Source organism: Thermanaerothrix solaris (genome assembly GCF_032334255.1).
In the GTDB taxonomy this organism is placed as follows: Bacteria; Chloroflexota; Anaerolineae; order Anaerolineales; family Anaerolineaceae; genus Thermanaerothrix; species Thermanaerothrix solaris.
On sequence record NZ_JAUHMF010000001.1, the window covers coordinates 1,093,849 to 1,116,588 of the forward strand.

Annotated in this window: 25 protein-coding genes; 4 read left to right on the forward strand and 21 right to left on the reverse strand. The window is 52.2% G+C overall.

Annotated elements, in window-relative coordinates:
* Positions 1 to 249 precede the first annotated feature (249 nt).
* The 5 genes from QYE77_RS04895 to QYE77_RS04915 all read right to left on the reverse strand — a co-directional run bounded on the left by QYE77_RS04895 (position 250) and on the right by QYE77_RS04915 (position 5,473).
* Positions 250 to 1,521 carry a D-tagatose-bisphosphate aldolase, class II, non-catalytic subunit gene (locus QYE77_RS04895; RefSeq protein WP_315624258.1) on the reverse strand — a complete coding sequence of 424 codons (1,272 nt, stop codon included), beginning with the start codon at positions 1,519 to 1,521 and terminating at the stop codon, positions 250 to 252.
* Positions 1,518 to 2,486: a carbohydrate kinase family protein gene (locus QYE77_RS04900; RefSeq protein WP_315624259.1), complete on the reverse strand. Its 969-nt coding sequence runs from the start codon at positions 2,484 to 2,486 to the stop codon at positions 1,518 to 1,520. Before QYE77_RS04900 ends, QYE77_RS04895 begins: the two co-directional genes overlap by 4 nt.
* Positions 2,470 to 3,600: an MFS transporter gene (locus tag QYE77_RS04905; RefSeq protein ID WP_315624260.1), complete on the reverse strand. Its 1,131-nt coding sequence runs from the start codon at positions 3,598 to 3,600 to the stop codon at positions 2,470 to 2,472. The genes QYE77_RS04900 and QYE77_RS04905 overlap by 17 nt, the downstream gene beginning before the upstream one ends.
* A gap of 39 nt (positions 3,601 to 3,639) precedes the next feature.
* Positions 3,640 to 4,599: a tagatose 1,6-diphosphate aldolase gene (locus tag QYE77_RS04910; protein WP_315624261.1), complete on the reverse strand. Its 960-nt coding sequence runs from the start codon at positions 4,597 to 4,599 to the stop codon at positions 3,640 to 3,642.
* A gap of 85 nt (positions 4,600 to 4,684) precedes the next feature.
* On the reverse strand, positions 4,685 to 5,473 hold the full coding sequence (locus tag QYE77_RS04915; RefSeq protein WP_315624262.1) for a DeoR/GlpR family DNA-binding transcription regulator: 789 nt from the start codon (positions 5,471 to 5,473) through the stop codon (positions 4,685 to 4,687).
* A 358-nt stretch (positions 5,474 to 5,831) separates the two neighbouring features.
* Here QYE77_RS04915 and QYE77_RS15340 point away from each other — a divergent pair, with 358 nt between their 5' ends.
* The 4 genes from QYE77_RS15340 to QYE77_RS04930 are packed head-to-tail and all read left to right on the forward strand — an operon-like array spanning position 5,832 to position 8,992.
* Positions 5,832 to 6,158: a PCYCGC motif-containing (lipo)protein gene (locus QYE77_RS15340; protein ID WP_399389899.1), complete on the forward strand. Its 327-nt coding sequence runs from the start codon at positions 5,832 to 5,834 to the stop codon at positions 6,156 to 6,158.
* Positions 6,155 to 6,667 (forward strand): cupredoxin domain-containing protein, encoded by a 513-nt coding sequence (locus QYE77_RS04920; protein ID WP_315624263.1) that lies wholly within the window; start codon positions 6,155 to 6,157, stop codon positions 6,665 to 6,667. Before QYE77_RS15340 ends, QYE77_RS04920 begins: the two co-directional genes overlap by 4 nt.
* Positions 6,668 to 6,695: 28 nt before the next feature.
* On the forward strand, positions 6,696 to 7,979 hold the full coding sequence (locus tag QYE77_RS04925) for a 4Fe-4S binding protein (protein WP_315624264.1): 1,284 nt from the start codon (positions 6,696 to 6,698) through the stop codon (positions 7,977 to 7,979).
* Complete coding sequence (locus tag QYE77_RS04930; RefSeq protein WP_315624265.1) at positions 7,976 to 8,992, forward strand: c-type cytochrome; 1,017 nt, start codon at positions 7,976 to 7,978, stop codon at positions 8,990 to 8,992. Before QYE77_RS04925 ends, QYE77_RS04930 begins: the two co-directional genes overlap by 4 nt.
* Position 8,993: 1 nt before the next feature.
* Here QYE77_RS04930 and QYE77_RS04935 read toward each other — a convergent pair whose 3' ends face one another.
* The 16 genes from QYE77_RS04935 to QYE77_RS05010 form a co-directional block, all read right to left on the reverse strand.
* On the reverse strand, positions 8,994 to 10,049 hold the full coding sequence (locus QYE77_RS04935) for a sensor histidine kinase (protein ID WP_315624266.1): 1,056 nt from the start codon (positions 10,047 to 10,049) through the stop codon (positions 8,994 to 8,996).
* A complete protein-coding gene (locus QYE77_RS04940) occupies positions 10,042 to 10,737 on the reverse strand; it encodes a response regulator transcription factor (protein WP_315624267.1) in 696 nt (231 codons plus the stop codon). The genes QYE77_RS04935 and QYE77_RS04940 overlap by 8 nt, the downstream gene beginning before the upstream one ends.
* Before the next feature lie 91 nt (positions 10,738 to 10,828).
* Positions 10,829 to 11,422: a DUF2085 domain-containing protein gene (locus tag QYE77_RS04945; protein WP_315624268.1), complete on the reverse strand. Its 594-nt coding sequence runs from the start codon at positions 11,420 to 11,422 to the stop codon at positions 10,829 to 10,831.
* A gap of 282 nt (positions 11,423 to 11,704) precedes the next feature.
* Positions 11,705 to 11,995, reverse strand: coding sequence for a hypothetical protein (locus QYE77_RS04950; protein ID WP_315624269.1), 291 nt, complete (start codon positions 11,993 to 11,995; stop codon positions 11,705 to 11,707).
* Positions 11,996 to 12,022: 27 nt separating this feature from the next.
* The gene (locus QYE77_RS04955) at positions 12,023 to 12,391 is read right to left on the reverse strand and encodes a zinc ribbon domain-containing protein (RefSeq protein ID WP_315624270.1); all 369 of its coding nucleotides are present in this window, start codon (positions 12,389 to 12,391) and stop codon (positions 12,023 to 12,025) included.
* Positions 12,392 to 12,479: 88 nt separating this feature from the next.
* Positions 12,480 to 12,857 carry a hypothetical protein gene (locus tag QYE77_RS04960; protein WP_315624271.1) on the reverse strand — a complete coding sequence of 126 codons (378 nt, stop codon included), beginning with the start codon at positions 12,855 to 12,857 and terminating at the stop codon, positions 12,480 to 12,482.
* A gap of 130 nt (positions 12,858 to 12,987) precedes the next feature.
* The gene (gene cas4, locus QYE77_RS04965) at positions 12,988 to 13,599 is read right to left on the reverse strand and encodes a CRISPR-associated protein Cas4 (protein ID WP_315624272.1); all 612 of its coding nucleotides are present in this window, start codon (positions 13,597 to 13,599) and stop codon (positions 12,988 to 12,990) included.
* A 3-nt stretch (positions 13,600 to 13,602) separates the two neighbouring features.
* The gene (gene cas2, locus QYE77_RS04970; RefSeq protein ID WP_315624273.1) at positions 13,603 to 13,875 is read right to left on the reverse strand and encodes a CRISPR-associated endonuclease Cas2; all 273 of its coding nucleotides are present in this window, start codon (positions 13,873 to 13,875) and stop codon (positions 13,603 to 13,605) included.
* A gap of 8 nt (positions 13,876 to 13,883) precedes the next feature.
* Positions 13,884 to 14,933 (reverse strand): CRISPR-associated endonuclease Cas1, encoded by a 1,050-nt coding sequence (gene cas1 / locus QYE77_RS04975; protein WP_315624274.1) that lies wholly within the window; start codon positions 14,931 to 14,933, stop codon positions 13,884 to 13,886.
* A gap of 25 nt (positions 14,934 to 14,958) precedes the next feature.
* Positions 14,959 to 15,945, reverse strand: a complete 987-nt coding sequence (gene cas6, locus QYE77_RS04980) for a CRISPR system precrRNA processing endoribonuclease RAMP protein Cas6 (protein WP_315624275.1) — start codon at positions 15,943 to 15,945, stop codon at positions 14,959 to 14,961.
* Positions 15,945 to 18,332, reverse strand: coding sequence for a CRISPR-associated helicase Cas3' (gene cas3, locus QYE77_RS04985; RefSeq protein WP_315624276.1), 2,388 nt, complete (start codon positions 18,330 to 18,332; stop codon positions 15,945 to 15,947). Before cas3 ends, cas6 begins: the two co-directional genes overlap by 1 nt.
* 4 nt (positions 18,333 to 18,336) lie before the next feature.
* A complete protein-coding gene (cas5, locus tag QYE77_RS04990; RefSeq protein ID WP_315624277.1) occupies positions 18,337 to 19,056 on the reverse strand; it encodes a CRISPR-associated protein Cas5 in 720 nt (239 codons plus the stop codon).
* 13 nt (positions 19,057 to 19,069) lie between these two features.
* Positions 19,070 to 20,149 (reverse strand): type I-B CRISPR-associated protein Cas7/Cst2/DevR, encoded by a 1,080-nt coding sequence (gene cas7i / locus QYE77_RS04995; protein ID WP_315624278.1) that lies wholly within the window; start codon positions 20,147 to 20,149, stop codon positions 19,070 to 19,072.
* A 30-nt stretch (positions 20,150 to 20,179) separates the two neighbouring features.
* Positions 20,180 to 21,640 (reverse strand): type I-B CRISPR-associated protein Cas8b1/Cst1, encoded by a 1,461-nt coding sequence (cas8a1, locus tag QYE77_RS05000; protein ID WP_315624279.1) that lies wholly within the window; start codon positions 21,638 to 21,640, stop codon positions 20,180 to 20,182.
* 23 nt (positions 21,641 to 21,663) lie between these two features.
* Positions 21,664 to 21,822 (reverse strand): CRISPR-associated protein Csx15, encoded by a 159-nt coding sequence (gene csx15, locus QYE77_RS05005; protein ID WP_315624280.1) that lies wholly within the window; start codon positions 21,820 to 21,822, stop codon positions 21,664 to 21,666.
* Complete coding sequence (locus tag QYE77_RS05010; protein ID WP_315624281.1) at positions 21,819 to 22,736, reverse strand: PDDEXK family nuclease; 918 nt, start codon at positions 22,734 to 22,736, stop codon at positions 21,819 to 21,821. The genes csx15 and QYE77_RS05010 overlap by 4 nt, the downstream gene beginning before the upstream one ends.
* Positions 22,737 to 22,740: the final 4 nt, after the last annotated feature.

Below are 22,740 nucleotides of genomic sequence, written 5' to 3' on the forward strand. Positions count from 1 at the left end.
CTCCACACAGAGAAAGAGAGCCTGAAAACGGCTCTCTTTCCTTCCACATTTGACTCGTGAGATATAAAAAGAAAGAGCCGATAACGGCTCTTTCTCCCCAAATCCCAGGAACGCGGAACCGATTCCGCCGTTCACCCGAGAGTGTCATCATCAGATACTGCATGCTCATTTCGGGGCAATTCTATTCAGGAACGTCAAATTGTCAAGGGCTAATTTGTAAAATCACTGCATTGGGTTCGTTTCTCGTGCTTATTCTAATCCGCAGGCATGGTTGTAATCTTCAAGCACCATTTGAATCTTGTCTAACACCAGTGCATCGAAGGTGTTCATCAACCGCCCTTCGCGCACTTTGCGGTACTGCTGGGGCAAATACTGGCTGAGCAGGGTCAGTGGGATCGTGACCCGGTTCAAGTTCGAACGCAAACGTTGAAATGCCTGCTCTACCGTCGGTGTTGCCCAATAATAGCGAATACGATCGCTAAAACTATATCGCCGCGCCATCGCTAATGTTCGCTCATCACCGCGGTAATACCTGATCCAATACTTGGGATTCGAGAGCATGGCTTCTTCCAGTGCATGGACAATGCGACTGGATTCATCACACAGAACCTCTTCAATTGCAGCCAGCGCAAAGACAGCCTCGCGAAAGGCAAACGTCAGTGCCGGGCCGACTTTGAGGATGGCAAAATGATCTTCAACCAAAGCCCGCAAGGCTTCGCGCGTTTGATAATCGGTCGAATGGGCTTCATAGACCCACCCGGGCCGGGTTTCAATAAAGTGAGAGAGGGATTGGGCTGCTTCGCGGTGGTAGTCATGCACCTGAGCATCACCAAACTCCACCCCAGGTTGAACCACCAAGGCCATCACACGTTCCCAAGCAGCGTCTAAACCCCGCTTCGAAAAAGCCCGTTGCGTCAGTTCCAGGGTCTCTGCAGCATCTTCGGGGCGCGTGATTATCAGCCGGTCTTCCTCCGCTTTGGCGCCTCCCGCCGGGGGCACTTCCGTACCGATGACATAGCGTGGTAAAGGTAATGGCGCTTCTTGGCTGGCCGCTTCAGCCTCAGCAGCCAGTTCTGCCGCTCGTTCAGCAACCACAGCCGGAGAAAAATCACGATCATCCGCACACGGCATCGAACAATCCAAATGGATTTTGCGGAAACCAGCCTCCACATACGCTCTAACCAAGGTTCTGGCTTTGGCCATGGCGCTCGCGGCAGGCTCATTGGACCATACAAGTGGACCTAAATGATCCCCGCCCAAAAGGATGCGCTCACGTGGGAAACCCACCCGCGTCGCTATGGCTTCAACAAAGCGCACAAAATCTGCGGGGGTCATACCGGTGTAACCGCCATACTGATTGACCTGGTTACAGGTGGCTTCTATTAACACCGGAATCTGCTTTGCCTTCCCGTTGCGCAACGCCGCTTCGATGACATAAGGATGGGCTGAACATATCGAGGTAATTCCAAGCGGAGGTCCGAATTGATGTGATTGCACCACAAAATCCAGATAGGTGATCATTGCCCTTCTCCTTCGGAAAGCGTTGGGGCGCCTTTCTTCTCCCATGTGGCGAGAATGTCTAATGCTTCGATCAGCGTGGGTTGAGCAGCAATGCCCCCTGCCGCCTGGGTCGAAAGCGATCCACAGATCACCGCTAGGCGCAATGTGCGCTCCAGGTCCCAGCCATGGAGATACCCATAAATAAAGCCGGCATCGAAACTATCACCTGCACCGACTGTATCCACCACCTTAACGGGCAAACCAGGAACATTAACGATGCGCGATCCCTGGATCGCCAACGCCCCCCGTGCGCCCAATTTAATTGCCACCACGCTGACTAGTGCCGCCAGTTTTTGGGCTGCGGCTTCCACATCGGCCTCCCGACTCAGGGAGCAGGCTTCGGTTTCATTGAGAAACAGCACATCGGTCTGAGCCAATAAAGCGTCGAAGCCATGCCATTGACCACTGGGATCATAGTTTGTATCCAGCGAAGTCGTTACCCCTAATGCTCGCGCCTGACGAAATAGATCAGGCAATCCGGGCTGCAGATTGGATTGCAGGAAGTAAGACGCCACATGAAGATGGCGCACTTGCTCCAAAAGGTGCAGCGGAACATCTTCTGCTCGTAACACCGGAATCAAACCCGGATAGGTTAGAATCGCCCGGTCGGCCCCCCGCGCCAGAATAACACTCAGGCCGGTGGCTCCATCCGGGCGAATTTGTATATGCTCGACCCCTATCCCGCGCCGGTGCATTTGATCAACCATAAAGTGGCCAAAGACATCCGCGCCACATAGCCCTACAAAGGTGGTTTTCAGACCTAAACGGGCAGCCCCGCAGGCGAAAATGGCCGACGACGAGCCAACCGTCAGTGTCGCGCTATCTACCAATTTCTCAACTTGCCCAAAAACCGGTTCGACATCCCCGGTCAGAATGAGGTCAGGGTTGATTTCACCCACGACCAAAAGATCATAAATCCTGGTCATAATGATTCCTCACACGCCATAGAATAAAAGCACCTAACAGCCCCAAGCCACTCACCAGCCGGAACATCCAAATCGCCCCCACCCGCGCTAATAAAAATCCGCCCACCAGTGAGCCGACCACCATCCCCACCCCCATGATGGCGCTGGAAAACAAACCTTGCGCCGTTGCATTCAAACCTGGTGGCGCCAGCACACCAGCATAAGAAACCCCGGCTACCCACATCAACGCATAGGTTACTCCATGCATCAATTGGATCGGCATTGCCATCCAGGGTTGAGTCATGAATGAGTAGAGCAAGGATCGCAGTGAAAAAAGGATCAATCCTACCATCAAGAGCCGCTGCGGATGCCAGCGCTTAAGCAGAGCGCTTGAGACAAAAAGAATTGAGACCTCAGAAACGGTCGCCACAGTCAGATTCAGCCCCAAGAGCGTCTGTGAAGCCCCCAAATCTTGAAGAAACAAAAATAAAAAATTGCTAATCACAGAAATCAAAACGCCCCCAGTAAATGCCGTAAAAAGAAACGCCCGCCATCGTGGATCGGCCCAAAAACGTGAGAGTGCTTCCAGTCCGGCTGGTCGCACCAGAGTGGAGCGCACCGAAAGGCGGGTGGCCAGAAGTGAGCTTACCCCCATCATCACCCCAAACAGGACAAACAACCCTTGTAATCCCACTTGCTCGGCCAATCGGCCCGCCAGCGGCGCGCATACACCCCACCCGACCGCCCCCCACAAACGGATGCGCCCATAGTGCTCGCGCCGCTCGCCCAGTGCCTGGAGCACTGAACTATCCATGATCGGCACCAAAGGCGATAAGAATAGCGCTAGAGGCACTAAAATCACTACCAGCCCGATAAATGAGCGTGGCAGGATCAGCAATGCCCCTAATACCCCCACGGTTAACATCGAGAGAACCAATACCCGCTTTTGTTGCTGGTATGAATCGGCCAGCCACCCCCACAAGGGACCGCTGAGCAAGTTGATCAGGGGAATGGTCGCGGTTAAGATGCCGATTTGCTCCCCACCCAGACCCAATTGGCGGTAATACACCGGCAGATAAGGAGACAAAGCTGCCATTGCCGCGTAGTAGATGAAATACAATGCTGACCAGTACACAATGACTCTTGATGACCGTCCCTGAAAACTGCGTAGGTCTTAATACGTTTTGTACCAGTCGAACGGTGCGTCAGCCTCGAAATAATTCGTCCAGGGTTGTCCTAGAGCATAGCACAGCGCCGCCAAGCGTTCTAAACGCTCCCGTGCTACGGCTTGCAGAAAGTTGTTCCGCGCCTCTGCATCCAGACCAACCGCTTCTTGCCAAACCGCCCGCCCTACCGCAATACCGCTCGCACCACACTGACAAGCCAGGGTAACCTGGCGCAGGTAAGTCTCAAAGTCCACCGCTGCAGAAAGTAAAATCCAGGGCACTGCCGAAGCCGCGTGAAGTGCCTCTAACCCTTCCCGCCACATGCCTTCATCTTTGTTCTGAGCAGTAAGCGGAAACTCAGCCTTTAGCACATCTACCCCGGGAATGACGGTCAGACGGCGCGCCGTCTCGACCACCACCCAATGTTTTTCCTCATCACTTAATGGGGCCCCATCAAGCGAATAGGAAAGCGGCTCCAACATCAAAGGAAGATCATACTTCAGGCTTTCGGCTCCTACCTGGGCCACAAATGCCTCGATTTCCCCCGCCGTAGGTGCCTGAGGATGATAATACACCAGCAACTTGATCATATTTGCCCCCATGCGGCGCGCCTTCTCCACACTCCACCCTGGTAATACCTGAGAGCGCCGCGCTCCAGGTTCACCGCTGTAACCGGTTGCCTCAACTGCCACGACCAATCCCACGTGGCCGGGCAAGTTGCGGGCTGCAATCGCCTGAGCCGCCGAAACCTCCGGATCCAACAATACGGCGGTCGCCGATTTAGCCAGCGCCGCAACAACATCAAGCTTGAACTGCGAAAGTACGGCATCACTTACCGCCCCCGGATCCTGAGGGTTAAGCGCCCGGCGCAGGTTCTGACGATGATCCAGTGCCAGCACCGTGAACGTAAAACGAGCACTGCTACATTGTTGTAAACCGCGCAGTTTTCCAATTGAACGTTTTTCCATGAGATTCACCTTACCACTTGCGATGAGAAAGTAATGTTAAACTCTATGAGCCCTGAATGGTAACTTCTTTATACCCCATCCCAACTTATGCTTGGATGACCTGCACCCCCGCCTGACGCAGTGCTTCAACAAACTCTTGGGGAGCACCCGTATCGGTAATCAGGGTATGAATGGTATTAATGGGAGCCACCCGCGCTGTAGAAACACGCCCACACTTTGAATGATCGGCCAAAACGATGATCTCTCGACCGATTTTTAGAATGGCGCGATCGGTAAGCGTCTCCGGCAGGTAAGCGTTGGTCAGACCCTCGCTCACATCCACCGCGTGAATGCCAATGAACACCTTATCTGCCCGGACTTCACTCAGTGCCTGTTCGGTGATATGGCCAATGAACGAAAGTTCACTGGAACGAAGCACACCCCCCAACCCCACCAGGGTGATTCCACTTGAGGCTGCCAATTCGTTGATCACCGGGAGAGAATTGGTGATTACCGTCAAGTTATTGAAAGCGCGTAGCAGCCGCGCCAATTCCAAAACCGTCGAACCCGAACCGAGAAAGATCGTCTCTCCTTCTTGGATGAGCTTGACGGCGGCCTGGGCAATGCGCCGTTTCTCTTCCAAATGTTGGTTAGAGCGTTGGAGGATGGGGGGCTCTGCTGGTGCCCGGCGCGCAGGGATAGCACCACCACGCACTTTGCAGATCAAACCTCGTTGATCCAGGGCTTCTAAATCCCGCCGCGCCGTTGCCTCACTAATACCAAACGCCTCACAAATCTCGGCAATGCTCACACGCTGGCGACGATTAATGAAATCGAGGATCAATCCCTGCCGATCCGGACCAGGAAAGGCTGTTTTCTGCGCCTGAGTTTTCATTGGAGCATTCCTTGTTATATCATACGATCCGACAAATGAATGATTATGACCGATTGTACGATATTTTGATTGAATTTGCAACTCTCATCCTGCTACTTTATCCATGATTGGTATCCCCTCAGATTAAGCAATTTTGCCTACCAGGGTTCACGCTATGCAGCGCTCGGTTATTTTTAACTCTATCGTTATACTCCAAATTAGACCACACCATTAAGGCGAAGGATCCATGCGTTTTGTGAGACTAACCCTAAACCCCCGGAAGAGAAAAACCTTCTTGTTGTTTTTAGTGATTGCCGTTTTGTGGCTTACGGCATGTAGCCGCTCAACCTCGACCTTACCAATGGCGCCGCTCGACAAAATGCCCCCCGAAGTTCAAAAAGCACCTGTTTCGGTACAAGATGCCTATCGTTTTGCGGTGGCCAACCCAGAGGTCCTCTCTCAAGTGCCCTGCTATTGCGGATGTGGGGCTGTAGGTCATACCTCAAATTATGACTGTTATGTCAAAGACGTTCAGTCCTCAGGGAGTATAGAATTTGACTCCCATGCGTTGGGGTGCTCCATTTGTGTAGATATCACCCGGGACGTAATGCGCTTGACCCAAGAGGGCAAGGCCTTGGAGGATATCCAGACCTATATAAATCGCACTTATTCCCAATATGGACCGCCAACACCGTTAAAACCATGAAGCACGCCAAAACTGTAGTTCAACATCTTGCCTCACTTCAATGGCGTACCGGTCTAATTTTTATCCTGGCCGCGGCTATAATCCTTGGAACGCCAATGCCGCTTTCTTCCGCTCCGATCAGTGAAAGCTATATTCGTATTGAAGCCAGTAGATACCGTTTCACCCCAGAGCAGATCTATATATCACCCGGTGAGCGAGTGACAATTGAACTGGTGGCCACCGATGTTAAGCATGGTCTGAGCCTGGACGGTTACTCATTAAACCTGGAGGCTGAACCAGGGCAACCGGCGCGGGCAACATTCATAGCCACTCATCCTGGCGTGTACCGCTTCCGCTGTTCGGTGGCCTGTGGAAACTTACATCCGTTTATGTTGGGCAAGATCCAAATCGGTGCTAACCTCCCCCTATTACGCGGAAGTCTTTTGGTCATAATCGCAATAGTTTTAGCCCTCTTCTACCACCCTATCCCCCAGCACCATAATAACCGTGCCTTAAATGATCTCTATTGAGGTAAGCCGTTTTTCATGGATAAATTCTTTGTTGCGCAGTCGCTGGCCGCAATTCATTCTACGTGCGCTTATATTGGCCGGTTTTATTTTCACGATTCTAAGCGGGTTTTTGGGATCTCAGGTGGGAAGCCACAACTTTGCGATCATCTTCGTGTGGATCGCCTGGTGGAGTGCATTGAAACTTTTCTTTATCCCCTTGGGAGGTCGCACCTGGTGTAGTATTTGCCCCATCCCCTTACCCGGTGAGTGGCTACAAAACAAAGGAATTCTCCGTTCGCGAGGGCCTCAAACCCGACCAGGAAAACGTTGGCCTCGCCTCTGGCGCAATGCCTGGTTGCCAGTATTCGGTTTTGTGTTGGTAGGCTGGTTTGGCGCTATTATTTTGACCGCCCCACGGGTCACCGCCTTCGTTCTATTAGGGTTATTTCTTTTGGCGACAATGCTAAGTCTGATTTACGAGCGACGTGCCTTCTGCCGCCATGTTTGTCCCGTCGGTGGTTTCATCGGGCTTTATGCCAGATTGGCACCACCAGTCATAAGCGTCAATGAGCCTTCTCTGTGTGCCCTCCATACCAAAAAAACTTGCTACGAAGTCTGTCCTTGGGAGCAATACCCGCCGGCGCTCAAGACCAGTGCCAATTGTGGCCTGTGCCTGGAATGCCTGCGCGCTTGCCCATACAACAACATTAGCCTTCGCCTGCGCCCCTGGGGCGCCGAGTTACCTTTAGCGGCGAAAATGGGCCTAGACGACGTCTTTCTTGCGCTAACAATGTTGACCACCGCCGCCATCGATACCGTAATTTTTCTGGGGCCTTGGGGCATATTAAAGTCCGTTGCTTACACCATAGGCAGTCCGGCTTGGTGGATCTTTGCGGCAAGCTTTCTCCTCTTAACTCTTGTAATCGTTCCTGCCTTTTATACCTTGGTGGTGTGGGTTGCCGAAAGGATAAGGAAAGAACGATTTTCTTTCAAACGTTCGTTGGTCTATTATGGGCCAATTCTCCTCCCTATTGGGCTGACGAGTTGGATGGCTTTCACGTTGGCATTTGCCTCGACAAAATCCTCTTACCTTCTGCCTGTACTTTCCGACCCTTTGGGTTGGGGTTGGAATCTGCTGGGGCTTACCAACCACCTCCCAACCGGACAAACCTCGTCATTTAGCCTGGCTTTACAAACCCTTCTCCTTGCAGGTGGCGCCATGAGCGCCACGGAAACTGCACGTAAATTATCTCGGTCTACACGCGAGTCCATTCCGCTATTGGCATTTATTGCCACTTATACGTGGATCATGTTGTGGTTGCTGTTAGGATGAAACACGAACATCTTGCTCGCGTTATTATTGTCACCCTATTGGCGCTTGTCCTGGCTCTTCCAGTTATCGGCAAGTTCTTGTGGCATTTAAGTTACCCTGCAGTGTTAGAAATGCACGCTCGCTTGCCTGAATCCGGTGGTTGGTCACCGAGCACGATCACTGTTCGCAGCGGACAACCTATTACCCTCCGCTTTACTAGCGAGGATGTCGTACACGGATTTGCCATTGGCAAACTCAACCAGCCCGAGATTGAAATATTGCCCGGTGAATTTGTCGAGGCAACTCTAACGTTCTCTGCTCCCGGCACTTACACTTTTTACTGCACCCGATGGTGTGGCCCCAACCACTGGCGCATGCGGGGGGTGATTAACGTCATCGGTGATGGCTCCACACCAACTCCGGAACCCACACCACTTTACCTTGTGTTAGGCATTGACCTGGATACCCCACACCGCGCAGAAATCATGCCTCATCGGATGGCTGATCCCCAGCGTGGGGCAAAATTGAAGGATCGCCTACCCGCTTATGCTCTCGAACACACCACTTATCTTTCCAACAGCCCGGCTTCATTATGGATGCGCCTCCGCGCCGAACCTTCGCTACAAGTCTTGAATGACGATGATCTTTGGGACCTTGTGGCTTGGGTTTGGGAACAACACACCTCGCCCCAAGCGATTGCCACGGGGCAAAAACTCTATGCCCAAAATTGCGCTGCCTGCCACGGTGAAACCGGGCAGGGTGATGGAGTCATGATGCGCGATCTGTCTCCCCCGCCCTCTGATAATCACATTACTACTTACAACGGGCATACCCGGCCGCCCGATTGGAGTGATCCGCGCCAACTCCTTGGGGCTAGTCCAGCCCTCCTGGCCGGCAAAGTGACCCGTGGAGGTATGGGCACCGGTATGCCTTATTGGGGGCCCATTTTCACCCCGGAACAAATTGATGCATTAGTGGCTTATCTCTATCGTTTTGCCTGGAACGCGCTCCCTGAGCACCCTTTAAAGCGTTAAATTAGATGCTGACCCGCACCCGCGTGCCTTTGCCAGGGGCCGATTCTAACTCCAAATGGGCTCCGATTAATTCTGCCCGTTCGCGCATTCCCAAAAGCCCAAAATGCCCTTGCAAGGCAAAATCAGTTGGAGCGGCAGGTAACTGAAAACCGACCCCATTGTCTTCCACTTCTAGCGCTACCTTCCGGTCTTCGAAGGTCACACGAAGGTGAGCCTGCAGCGCTTTCGCATGACGGATGACATTATTAAGTGCTTCCTGGGCAATACGATATAGAACAAGTTCAACCTGAGGATCGAGGCGCCTTTCCCAACCTATACATTCAAAATGTATCTGTACACCACTGGATTGCTCAACTTCGCGGGCTAACATTTCCAATGCTGTGACCAGTCCTAAATCCTCCAAGTAGATGGGACGCAGCGCCCGGATAAGACGACGCAAGTTTTCAATGGTCTGTTCGGCTAATTGCTCCAACTCTCGCAAAGCTTTCTTACCATTGGGATCACGCACCGACTTGAGGGCTAATTGAACATGGTGTTTCAGCGCAATCAGCGCCTGGATGGTATCATCATGAAGTTCACGCGCCAGACGGCGACGTTCTTCTTCCTGTCCTGTGGTGATGGCATTGATATAATCGCGTAAACCTTCCTGGGCTGCTTGGACTTTACGCGCCATTTCAATGAGTTCGTGTTGCAAATTCTGTATCTCGACAATCCCCCCTACCGGTCGCTGAACGAACTCAAAATCACCCTCGGCTAATGCCACAGCCTGCTTTTCCAGTGCCTGCAAGGGACGAATGATTTGCCTTGTGCCAAACCAGAACGCCGCACCGGCAACTGCCAGGGGGATAAGCAGAACCAATGGGGCTACTAAGGTCAATTCCAAGAGGGGATCGGTTGCCGCTTTCCAGGCTTCCTCAGTTAAATACTGGCGCATAACATGCTCATGCAATGCCAAACTACCCACGACCACACCAATAAGAACCAGGGTAATGGGTAAAACCATCCAAAACAACGCCTGGAACCCCGAGGCGCTGAATACATTGAAACGTCTATTCATGGTTGAACTCATCTCCCGAAAATTCGCCTGGCCGGGGGATTAACCCCAAAGCCACCGCTCGCATCACCGCTTCGGTACGACTGCTAACTTGTAATTTAGCAAAAACATGGGCTAAATGACCTTGCACCGTTCGGTCACTGATCCCCAAGTGCACCCCAATGGCCTTATTGGTCAATCCCCGTGCCACCAGCCGCAAGACATCCAACTCGCGTTCGGTTAGCGGTTCCACCAAATGCTCGCTACGACGAAATAAAGTGGACATAAGTTTACGGGCTATAAGGGGATCAATGGCTGACTTCCCTTCGAAAACATCACGTACCGCCTGCACCAAGTCTTCCGCATCTGCCGTCTTAAGCACATAACCGTTGGCACCCGCCTGGAGCACGGCCATGACATAAGGGTCGTCATCATAAGCAGTGAGAATGAGGATTCCTACCTGGGGAAAATGGGCTCGGACACGCTGAGTGACTTCAATCCCGCTTGCTTTCGGCATTTGTAGATCTAAGACTGCCACATCAGGTTGGTGTTTCTCAATTAACGCCAGCGCCTCTTCTCCATCCGCGGCTTCAGCGATGACTTGAATATCCCGTTCTCGTTCGAGCAACTGACGTATTCCCGCCCGCACAATGTGATGATCGTCTGCCAGCAGCACCCGGATTTTACTTCTCGCTTTTAAACGCTTTTCCATATTTCCACAACTCTCACCAATATGATGTTTGATTATAGCCTATTCTCAAAAATGCCCCAGCGGATGGCGGGATTCCGTCCATATAGATTCATCAGTCTTTATAGATCCGGTATATCCTAACACAACGCACCAGCAAGTCAGCAATTCCCCATCCCGCTAATAAACCGGTAAACAACCGCATCCAGGAATTAAAAGAACCCAACGCATCTCCGGCATAAAACCAAGGCGGAAGCGCGTTATCGGTCAAGACAACCAACCACAAGTTGTTAGCCCGAAAGCCCTGATCAATGCCAGATAAATCACTCACTAGATGGGAAAACCCATCCACGGCCATGGGTGCGAGGAAAAGCAGGGACATGAGATTAGGATGCTTACTAAGGGCTGGACTCCAAAACCATCGTAGGGCAGTAAAAACCCAAATACTGGTGTAGAACGAAACCATACGATCCGACCAGGCCACCTTCCATCCTATAATGGGGTTTCCTATAAACTGGCGCAGAACAAGAGGATCTGTGGTCGGCTTCCAAGCCGCTTGAATCTCCGCCAGAGTGTACATTGGTTTGGTTCCGAACAAGAAAAAGGACCGTTGCGGTAACTGATGACAGAAGAAGGAGTAAATCCGATAGATCACCCCGGCAAGTTCGGACTGCCCTAAGTACATCAATACGGGTGCTAGGAAAGGCATTAAAACCCACTCCCCATATGCCCCCCAAAGGATCAACATGATACGGCGCCAGCGCAATTCGGTCACAGTCACTCAACCAACAAGGTATATTCTCAAAACCTAAGGCACCCAATTCGAAAGCACATGAACTACAACATCGGGACGTTCAGGATCATTAGTAATCAAGTGTACGGCAAAGTCGTGAGGGCCTTCCATCCCTTCATGCATCATGAAAACACCAGATCGGATCACAGTGCTTTCACCCGGTTTGAGGACCATCGAACCGATGGTCAATCCCGGCGGTCAACACCCCTCCAGAACTTCGATGTAAGGTTTCTCCTTAAATCTCAAAATTCCATCGCCGGTATTAGTAACCTCAATCTCAAAAGTAAGTGGGGTGCCTAACTTTACAGTGTCAAATTCTATTTTAGATTGATCAACTGCTAAAACAGGTGTGCCTCTATCACCACCCACTTTTGTGCCCAACATCAATCCCAAGATCAATAAAAGCCCTCCTACTAATAAATAAACATAAACGGGAAACCTTCGGTTTCTGGGACACGAGTGATGTGATTTATGAAGCCGTTTACTCATACCTTTTTGCTCCGATTCGGATTGTGGTTAGTATTCAAGCGATGCGCCACAATGAGGACAATGTTTCCAATCACGCTGTACCGACCGCTGGCAAGTAGGGCAGCGCAACCCAGGTGTGTTTTTACCAGACTGGGAAAATACGCGTAAAGCCCAAATAACGCCAAGAATTCCTAAGACGAACAAACCTAAAGGCACCAGTATCATCAATAACATTCCCCACCACCCCAACGGGATGAACCCCCAAGTCATCATGCCACGCCCCACTATTCCCCAAGGCCACCACCCGCCACAGCACCCGCCATGCATCCCCCATCCCCAAAATGAGGCCAACACAATTCCCCCTAACAATAAGGCCAAGATCCCTAGCGCAAGAACCCATTCAACCCCTTTTCTCATTCTAAGCCTCCTTAAAACAAGTATGGAATCCTGTTACTTACGGGTATAGTACCCTAGAACGCGAGAAACCCCTTGAATGTTCAAGATCTCAAATCGAGGACAGGGCTTGTAGATCGTTGTGAACCCGGGCCTCCGATTGCAAAATAGATTGAATTAGTGCAGCGAGACCCGCATCCTCTTGGGCCGTCGGTGGTTTGGAAATTGCGATCCAGGTTTGAGTATCTTCACCATATAACAACAAAGTTGCCCATGCACTTCCTCGCCGAACCAGAAAGATGATCACCCGATGACCAACATCGGCTTCCTTACCAGCATCCTCTGCCTGGGGAGCATCCTCATTCGGAAGCCATTGCACATTAAAAGTTTGAGTCACGCTCAAGTTCACCTGGGTCAAACATTCAATGACCCATGATGCGGCTTGGACACAGGAAAGATTAAGTTTCAAGATCGGAATTAACACGCTCATCGTTACACCCATATCGAGTGTACCTAATGGGTACCCCATGTCCAAGCGTTAATAATCGGATATGGATATAAGCAATTTGGCGTAGGGGGAGATCCTACTGTTGTGCAGGAATGAAAATGGCTTATCTTGTTTACATCACATCATTGCAAAAACGGCGGAACTCGCAGCCCACACACCGCGCACGCTGAGAGGTTGGTACCGGCATTTGTTCGCTTTCTAGCATCTCCTTCATGCCAATCAAAGTTTTATGCACTTGCACTCGCAGCGTTGGGGTAAACGGCACCTCTACCGCTCGGCGCAAGGGGATCTCATACAGGAAGCCACGCCGTGCAGGTCTGCCGCTAATTTCCTCAAGTAACAAGCCATAAGCCATCAGTTGGAGTCTAAAGTGTTCATTGCTCCGATGAGAGAACTTAAAATCCACTGGGATGACCTCGCCAGGGACAGGTTCATCCACCCAGATCACCAGATCCACAGTTCCGCGCAACCCCCATCGGGCTGAGCGCAATGTTACATTAAATTCCCGCCGCCCTTCTATCAGTCCATAGAGACGTAAGGAACGACGAATCTCCCGGGTTTCCTCCTCTTCACCCGCCTCCTTCCCAACCTCCATAAGATAAGTGCGTGGACGCACGTCAGGTAGACAAACCAGAAAATAAAGCAAACGGTGACAATACACCCATTGTTTTAGATCTGTAACACGGAAAGGATATTCATAGACCTCATCATCTAGGTCTAGCATGTCTCAAACCCTCTCTTTTTGATCAATAACCTTGCGCCTATTCCAGTCATCAGCACAAATGGGGACAAGTTGCACATTTCCGGGACTCTTGCCCAGAATGCGCTTGATCTTGACCATCAGTTCTTGCTGCTTACTCGGCGTCAGCCATCCTACAAAAGCGCTAAATTGGATTCGATCCAATCCATAATCCAAACAGGCATCTGCGATTTTGGCTCGTTTACGATCATCCACAATATCATAAACGAGGATCATGTTCGGTACTTTTTCTGCACTCACAATTTCCCTTACCATGGTAACGTAGAGGGTTGATAAGTGTCGCGTTCGCCACGGAGGTATGTGGCCATGTGACGCGCCTGCATTTGAATAATGGCACGTATGGAATAGCGTTTTCCTTCAAAAGGGATAGGGGTATCTAGCCGCTCCAGCACTCGTTCGGCAACCATGCGACGGGTTTCGGCGGTTAATAGATTTTTACCATCCTGGGAAAATTCCACGCCCTTATTGGCCAATCCGATAATCGTACGATCTACCACCATAGGACGAAATTCCTCGATAAAGTCCAAGGTTAGGCTGGGTTTGCCTGGACGATCAACATGAAGAAAACCGGCATAAGGGTCTAAACCCGCCAAGACAATAGCACGCTCGACTTGACCGTAGAGAATACCGTAGCCGTAATTAAGGGCCGCGTTGATCGGATCAGTTGCTCCCCGTCCCTCTCGCCCTGGGAAGCCATATTTTTCCGGCACGGTCTGACGAATCGCCTCCCAGTAGCGACGAGCCGCACGTCCTTCTATCCCCATAATAGGCTGGCGCAACTGTTCAACGGAGAGCCTACCCTCCTTATAATCGGGAGAATGCGTTAAGCGTTCCAATTTGATCCGTTCATCTAGAATCTCTGCCGCACAAAGGCGCAATTCTTCATAGAGAGCTGGGTCACTTTCCTTCCGATACTTGCTCATATATTTTAGAAAGTTGGCTTGATTCTGGATCTTTCCCATGGCAAGGGCAATCACCAGATCTAATCCTCGGCGGTTGCGGTAGGCTTCTAATTGCGCTCGGCGGGTTGCTATGGTACCGGTCAGCCCGGCACTATATAGACTCGCATAAGGCTCACCCATTGAGTTGAGAAAATAAATTGGAATGCCACGCTCAGTGCAGGCTTGCACAGCATCGGCGCTGATGCTAACGCCCAAATTAGCGATTACTACCGACTCAAGGTGCAACAGTGGAGCCTGCAGCCGTTTTTCGTCGCCCTTGAAAACGATTAGGCGTTCACTGTGTTTCCCAATGAAAGCCCCATATTCATCCACAATCAAATGCTGAATAATTGCCATCCCCCTACTCTCCTCTATTCAGGCCTCAAATTACCAATCGAAAAACTCCATTGCCCTTTACAGTGTCCTTGCCCACTTGCACCATCTCCCCCCAGATTAACCAGGGTAAGAGTTCACGCCACACCTCGATTGGTGCACCATAGCGCGCCGTCCCAATCAGGCCACTAATCCACGTGCGTCGGCCGGTGCGGCTGGAACCACTGGGTACCTCAGTCCATCGGGTGTCATTTTCAATCAGACGTACCTGCGAAGCAAGATGATGTAAATGAGTGCGTTCCTTATAGGAACGCCTTTCACCTCCGGAGAACTGGATCGCTAACTCATCCAGACGTTCCAGTAAACGGGCAAAAAAGATGGCGAAATCAGGGGCTTTGACCAACTGATCATTCCAAATAAGACGTATCGGGGTTAGAAACACCATGTTGAGTTCACGCATGCCCTGACCTTGCCAAGTCTGCACCGCACGTTCAACACGCTCCAAAACATCAGCATGGGTTATCGAATGCTTAGGAATATGCAGTACTGTTTCACCCTCAGCAAGCACTTCCTCTTCATTGCCATTTAAAGTTTCAGAAACGATGCGTAGCAATCTAAATCGTCCACGCTTATACCCGACCCCAGTGCTTCCCATTTCAGGTACGGCCAGGACAAAATAAGGCAAGTAGCGCTGGGCCTCGCCTACCAAAGTGAGACGGAAGGAGAAGCGCTGACCCGGTACCAGGGTCTCGGGAAGATAAAGAGGTGGTGTAAGTACGTAACCGCGCCGTTCTACCCCGGGTTTTTCATTTGCAGCCACTAACCAACACACCGGACAGGTTGCGACATGTTCGGGATCAGGTACTGGCGATACCCCTGCCACCGCCGGTACGCTATAGGGACATGTGGCGCGGCGCATTACATCTACCAAAGCACCACGTAAATTATTACCGGCCCGCACACCGCCCAAGTGGATCGGGGTCTCGGCCACACATTCAAAACGTAATCGGATCAAGGTAAGAGGAAAATCCGCCATCAATCGGGAGCCTCCAAAAATTGAGGGTCTAGTGAGGTATCAAGGTTCAGGCCTCGCTCATCATCATAAGGAATAGAAACTACATCGGGGAAGTCGCGGCCTCCCGCACGTAAAAATCCCCGTTGGGCAAGCATGGCACGCAAACCCCATGAAAGCGGTACAAGTAACGAATCGGCCTCAAGCGCACGCTCACTGTCTTGCAATTGCAGATATTCGTCATATAGCGATTCAGGCAAGACCTCTGTGCTATCGAACAAACGATGAAACTGCTCTGATAGCGCCTGGTTAGAACGGAATGGCTGAAGCACTTTTAGAAAACTACGTTCGAAATCGGTACGGGCGTTCTCAAAGGTGTTATGCCATAAAGCCAGCACCTCACCAGTATAAACAGCATCCAGCCATTGGGGGAGAAAACGCTCATCTAGCACTACGCCTTTCCCATGAGAAGCGTTAAAACGTTCTTCTAACACTTCCAGCGTACGGTTGACCTGCTCAATGGGACTGTAAATGCGATGAAAAACCTTATCTATATTGAGGAAAACATAGACCGGCGATAATCCCCGTTTGCCCAAGCGGTTGATGCGCCCAATGCGCTGAAGCAGGGCTTCCAGCGGTGCTGGATCGGAAAAGAGAACATCCAGATCAAGATTAAGGCTCACTTCTACCACCTGCGTGGCAACAACCACCAACGGGCGGCTTTCCGCCGGATTCAATCCTACCGCCCGAAGCATCTCGCGTTCTTTACGCGCACGATCACGACCGGTAAAACGCCCATGGAGTAAGAATAGAGGAATTTCGGAGAGAAGATGATCGCGCATCCACGACCATGCTTGCTGGGCGCGGCGTACCGTATTACAGACGATGAGTACCCGTCGCCCTTGCCTGGCCTCGCTAAGAGCTCTTTTCAGATTTTCTTCGTCTAGCAAGTCACCCTCTGCTAGGAAAAGACGATGGCGGCGTAATCTTGCTAACAAGCGCTGAGAGGCATGGATGGGGGTAACCCGCTCTAAAGTATCTTCCAGCACACCGCGGATGGGCGCGGGCAAAGTTGCCGACATAACCAGAAAACGTGCCCCATAGACACGTTTTAGAAACCCCATGGTGGCGACAATCATTGCCAAACGAGCCGGTTCGTAGGCATGAATCTCATCAAAGACAAACGCCGCTTCGGTGAAATCGCTTATTAGGGCTTCGTGCCCTTTGAGTTGAAAAGCGGCCTTTAGCATTTGATAGGGGCTAAAGATACGCACAGGATAATATGCCAACCCAGAACGGTTGTGAAACAAACGCGCCAATCTGGCCGCTTCTTCGGGGGCATAGGATTGCTCCATCAAACGCTGAAACTGTGCCATAGTGCTACGTCCATGCAAAATCCCTACCTGCCCGGGGAAGATGCGCGTCAGGCGGTCGAACATGGCATTCATACTGGCTTGGTACGGCAAGGTATAGAACAAACGTGGCACGCGTTGATTCGCTGCCCACAGCAGGGCAGCCTCGGTCTTACCTGTACCAGTGGGCGCCAGCAGGATGGCATGTCCGAGGGTGCGGGCGGCGAGGCGCTGATGCGCATACAAGCCCCGGTAGGGCAAAGCCAGCGACTGCAGAATAGCCCCTGCAGAAAGGTGAGGTTGGGGTAAAGTCCCCCAGCCCGCCGAAGCCAGATGGTCGGACTGCAAGAGCAAACCTCGCAGAAAAACACCCGGGCGGAGGACTTCGGCAGAGGGCGACTCATCCTCCCACTCGCACAGGCATCGTTCCAAACGTTGCAAATGACGGCGCACTGCCTGTGGATTCAAGCCTTTCAAGGCTTGCTCCAGCGGCGGCAGGATAGGGCAAGTGACCCCTAGTGAGCGCATGTCTAGGGCGTCAATCCATTGCTCGGCACAGGTCTCGATCCAGCCATAAAGCGCGACGAGATCCTCGCGGGAGAGTTCCCCCAACATCGCCATCAAAGGGTCAAACTCGGGATCTTGTTCATCGAGATATCCCTCGATCTCATCGAAGTCCTTGTGATGAGTAGCAATGGCTGCTGCCAGAAAGGTTGCCTCTTTGGAGGAAAGGCCGGCAGAGATCCAGTCTACAAACACCAGTGAAAGCACCTCGTGACGGAATGACCAACTGCGCTTCTCGCCGCGCAACAGACGCTGAAAACCCTGCGCGGCCTTGCCCCAATCGTGCAAGAAGACCGCCCAAAAGAGAAGATGCCACAGGCGCGGTTGCCCACTAAGGGTTGGTAAATCAGGGCGTTGATGTGCTAGTTCGCTCAAACGCTCCAGCGCCTCCCATGTGTGTTCCACGAGAGTTTGAGGCGAATCAGATCCAGGGCGTGGACTCTTTGCCCATAAATGCGCCAGTCTTTGTGGCTTACAAGGAATACCCGAACTCATCGGTTCACGCCCACCTAAGCCATACCACTCCTAAATATTCGCCCTCACCTACCGGCTCAGTAGGATCAGCCCACCACGGCTCAAGGATCGGTTGTCCTTCATAGCGAGTAAAATTTCGACTATGTACACGGCGATGCAAGATCACATAACGCTCGAAATAAGGATAACGCTTATGCCCATAGTCGAGGAGCCGCGGCATGAGTACGGCTTGCCCGGCAGCCGTATAAGCCGCATACGAATAGGGCAATAACGTATGCTCCAGAACCACATGTTCGGCAGGTTGAAGTTCAATCACCTCAACACTGCGATAGGTGAACAGGTCTTGAGAGCGCCCCAGACAAACCGCATAGCGTGGGTGACGGAATGCTTCTGCCCAATCCGGGCGATCCAGATAAAGCGTTAAGCGAGGGAAGAAAAGAATCTCGCGCTGGAAGGGATTGGGATTGCCCTCCAGGACTTTGGATGCAGTTTTCTCATGCGGCAACTTTCCTCTGGCAGGAGTGAGCAAGTAGGTGGTCTCGATATCCACCTGCTTGCGGCGGAACTCAAAACGCACGGCAAAGCGCACCCCCTGCGGCTCAAACCACTCGCCCAGGGCGCTGGCAACATGCCCGTACAAGGTAGCAGGCGGGGGCATTTCAAAGGTGGGCTGAACGCCCATCATGAAGTGGGGGTAACGAAAGGAAGCGGTCAGCCCTTCGGCAACAATTTTGAGTGCGCGCATGGTGCACCCCCGTTTACTGCATCCAGTCCGGGTGCGCCTCCAACTCTTGCGCTAGCCGCTGGCAGGCTTCGCGCGGGTGGATGAGGTGAATGCGACCCTTCCAATCGCTGAGTACACCGCCTTCGCCTAAGGCAGTTTCGAGTTTTTCGCGCTCAGCATCCAGATAACCACGCACCCAGCCAACATACACATCTGAAAGCAACCCATCACGGTTGACATCTAACGCTTCACACAAGGCAGGCAAGTTAAGCACTGGACGTTCACCTTGGGCACCAATAATGTGCCCGAAAATGTGATTGCCACCGCGGGTCACCGCCAGTACAAGGATATCGGGACTGACATCGGTATAATGCAACGTCTGTTTAGCACCCCCGCTCAGTTCCGCCAGTCCCCCTAGCAGGGCACGTACGCGGGCAACGCGTTCCTTGAGGGGCAGACGGTAGGCTTTCTCCTGCTCTAAATGCTCCAGCCCCTCTTTCCTTGCCAGTTCACAGCGTTCCTTATCTAGATTGAGATAACCGGTGCGCTGAATGTAGGTAAAGGTGCCAACGGCATGTAAATCGAGTGAGAATAGCCCATGCAGAGCAGCACGGTAAAACTGATGCCCATGCGGTACAGGATCGCCTTCGTGACGCGACATAGTGCCAAAATCCTCCACCAGGCGCACCGGGGCGATCGAAACCAGGGTGCTGACCCGGAAAGGCGAGACACGGGTCACCGTATCGGCGGTAGGGGTGGCTTCGGCTACCAGACCGCTGGATTCGCGGGCGTTGGCAGCTTCGGTTTTCTTCGAGGGGGCGCGCATGTAACCGAACAAGTCATCATCCCAGAAGAGAATGGGATTAGCATCTGTATAAGCAATCTTGGCTTCGCGGAAAACTGGCGCGGCTTTCCACCCCCAGTTGCCCTGTTCTAAGGTAGTGCGTAACCAGTAGCGGAAGGCTTGAGCCGAAACATAGGGGTAGGTGCCCTCGCGGGTAGGGATATGCTTGACCCCGACCACGTTTTCGGTCATACTTCCGGGCAGATTACCCAGATTATTGAGCGCAGATGCGGGGGCGTCAATCAGGATTAAACCGGTGATAAAGGACATAGAACCCTCCTTGAATTAGGATTACAAGGTTTATTCTTCAGGCGTGGTTTCAGGCAGTTCTTCGGCATGCGCTTGGAACCAACCCTTTTGATACAACTGTTCGAGCAAGCGTATAAGTACTAGATCACGTCCAAGGCGCCAGTCAGCATTAGGCACTCCTTCGGATTGCTCAAAAATGGAGAGAAACTGATCGAGAGTGATGAGTGGCTTGCGCCCAGCGCGTACCTCGGCAGCAGAAGCGCGGATGAGCACCGCGCGCAGTTCACCGTAATTGCGCGCCATCCAAAAACCATTGAACACGCCACGGTCGTTTCGATCAATGACATGTTGTGCAAGGGCGTCGCCCAATTCACGGATAGATTGAATACGGGACTCTTCCATAAGCATCACCTTCTTAAGAAAGATTTCGGTCAACCGCCACGAAATTAAATTCACTTCACGGTGGGTGTCGTAGGTTAACGTGGGATCTTGTTTATCCAATGTCTGACGAGAGGGCTTACGCAGGAAATACAGACGAATGAAGCGCGGCGCTCCTTCAGGCAGGGTAAAGAGATCTTCGTAAAGACGGTTGTAGCGCGGGATCTCACCCTCTTTGCGAGTCAATTGCCAACCGCGGGCAGTCAGCGCCTCCCATTCGGGTTTTAGCAAATCATTGTGCATAACCACCATCAGGAAACTGCTTACCTCCAACGGTAGAGGGTAAATATCCAATTCGGCCCCCTGACCGCTGTTCGTAAAGTAGTAGCCGGTGAGAGTAGGAGCAATTACTCCGGTCTCACGCTCGAGCCGAATGCGTTTTTTTTCGGCGTCCAGCAGATACTCGATAAGCACAGTACGAGCCCGGTGTGGACTAGTATCAGGCAGTTTTTTCTCACCGCCAGCGCGAGCAATGGTCACTCCCTGTAAATTGGCTTTGAGAAAGGTTTTGGCAAAGTAAAGTAACAAGTCGGGATCATCGCTGTGAACCGCCAGCAGTTTACCGCTTACTTTAGCGCACCCCATAGGAAGCATCTGAAACGCCAACAAACTGATGCCAGAAAGAGGAATGCCCGACTCACCGTAGGGATGGAAGTTAATCACATTCTCGCCGGTGAGCAGAGGCACATGCTGGCGATAGGTACGTCCGGGGGGCAAATCACCATCCGGATTGAGGGGCAAAGCCGTTGCCGGTAAGCCGGTGAACGGGTCACGATCTTCCCCCACAGGTGCGGTAAATGCATTGGAAATGATCTCCGCATATTTATGGCGTTTTTCAGGTTGCTTTTCAAAAGCTGGGTTGGTAAATCCTGAATTAGGAAAGGCCACATTGAGGAATGACTTCAGCGGGTCCACAACATAATTTTCCCGGATGTACTGCGCCGCGTTATGCAAGTCGTCCTCGGTGAGATGAATAGGGCGCTTCTTGTCGGCAAAGGCGGTCAGCGTTGCCAACCCCACATCCAGCAGCGGATGACCTGTATAGTCTAGCGAAAAAACCATTTCTTCGGGCACCGAATACCTCCTTTCCCTAAAGATTATTCCCGCTGTTGCGTCGTATTGCACAGCGCCAGCGGCCGGTCAGGCTCGATCTGGCTGTGCACCTCCACCACGCGGTCAATGGATGCGCCCAGCAGGGCTTGTAGTTGCTTCAGCTGGTCGGCAGAAAGGGGATGCGAGAAGTTGACCAGAATCATCCGTTACTCCTGCGAATGGGAAGGATGCTCGAAACAATGTCAAGCAGATGGCGAGCGTCGCTCTGGCTGAGCGGTCTACCGGGACGGTACTCCTTGAGTTCAATGACCGTCACCCGCAGGGCATATGCCAGCGCTTTGTAACGATCTTCCATTGAAGACTGGGTAATCATAAAGCGCGCCGCATAGGTGCCCAGGTATTCGCGGGCGGCGATGGTGGTTAACTGATCCACTGCCTTCTTGCCGCTGCCCTCGCCGCCGGTTTTGATTTCAAAAATGCCCACATGATTGCCGCAACGCACCAGCAAGTCAATTTCCGCCTGATCCTTCACCCCGTCGGGCACCACATTTTGTTTGATCTCGTCCACGTGCGGTTTTAAGGCTTGAGCAATGGCATCTTCCAGCACCTTTCCAGCAGTTTGCTTGGTGTTGTAATGATATCCATCCAGGTGGGCTTTGAGATAATCGTCCAGGGTGATCAGTGCGGGCAGTTCACAGGGGTAGCCCTCTTCCAGACACAGTTGACCCTGTTCATCAAAACGATAGCGGTAGAGCTTGCTTTTTTGATCGCGTCCGCGCGGCCCCTCCGTCTGGTAATAGACCATTGGATACCGACGTTGACGTGCCAATTCAAACGCCGCCAGCGCCATCGGTTTGGTACCACCCGTCAAGTTAACAACGACTTCCTCCTCTGGCTCGCCAATCTCACGACGAAGCGTGTCCAAAATGCGGGGGATCTGATAGCCCTCGCCGATGGAGAACTGTCGAGCACTACCCGTCAGTCCAGCCAGGCGCTGGGCGCTCTTCCGCGAGGCATCTAGCGCAGTATGGGCAATGAGGGTCTGCGCCGGTTTGAGAAAACGCACCGGCAGCAGATTGGGGATGGGTTGTTCACCTGCAAGGCAGAGCAAAATCATAGGC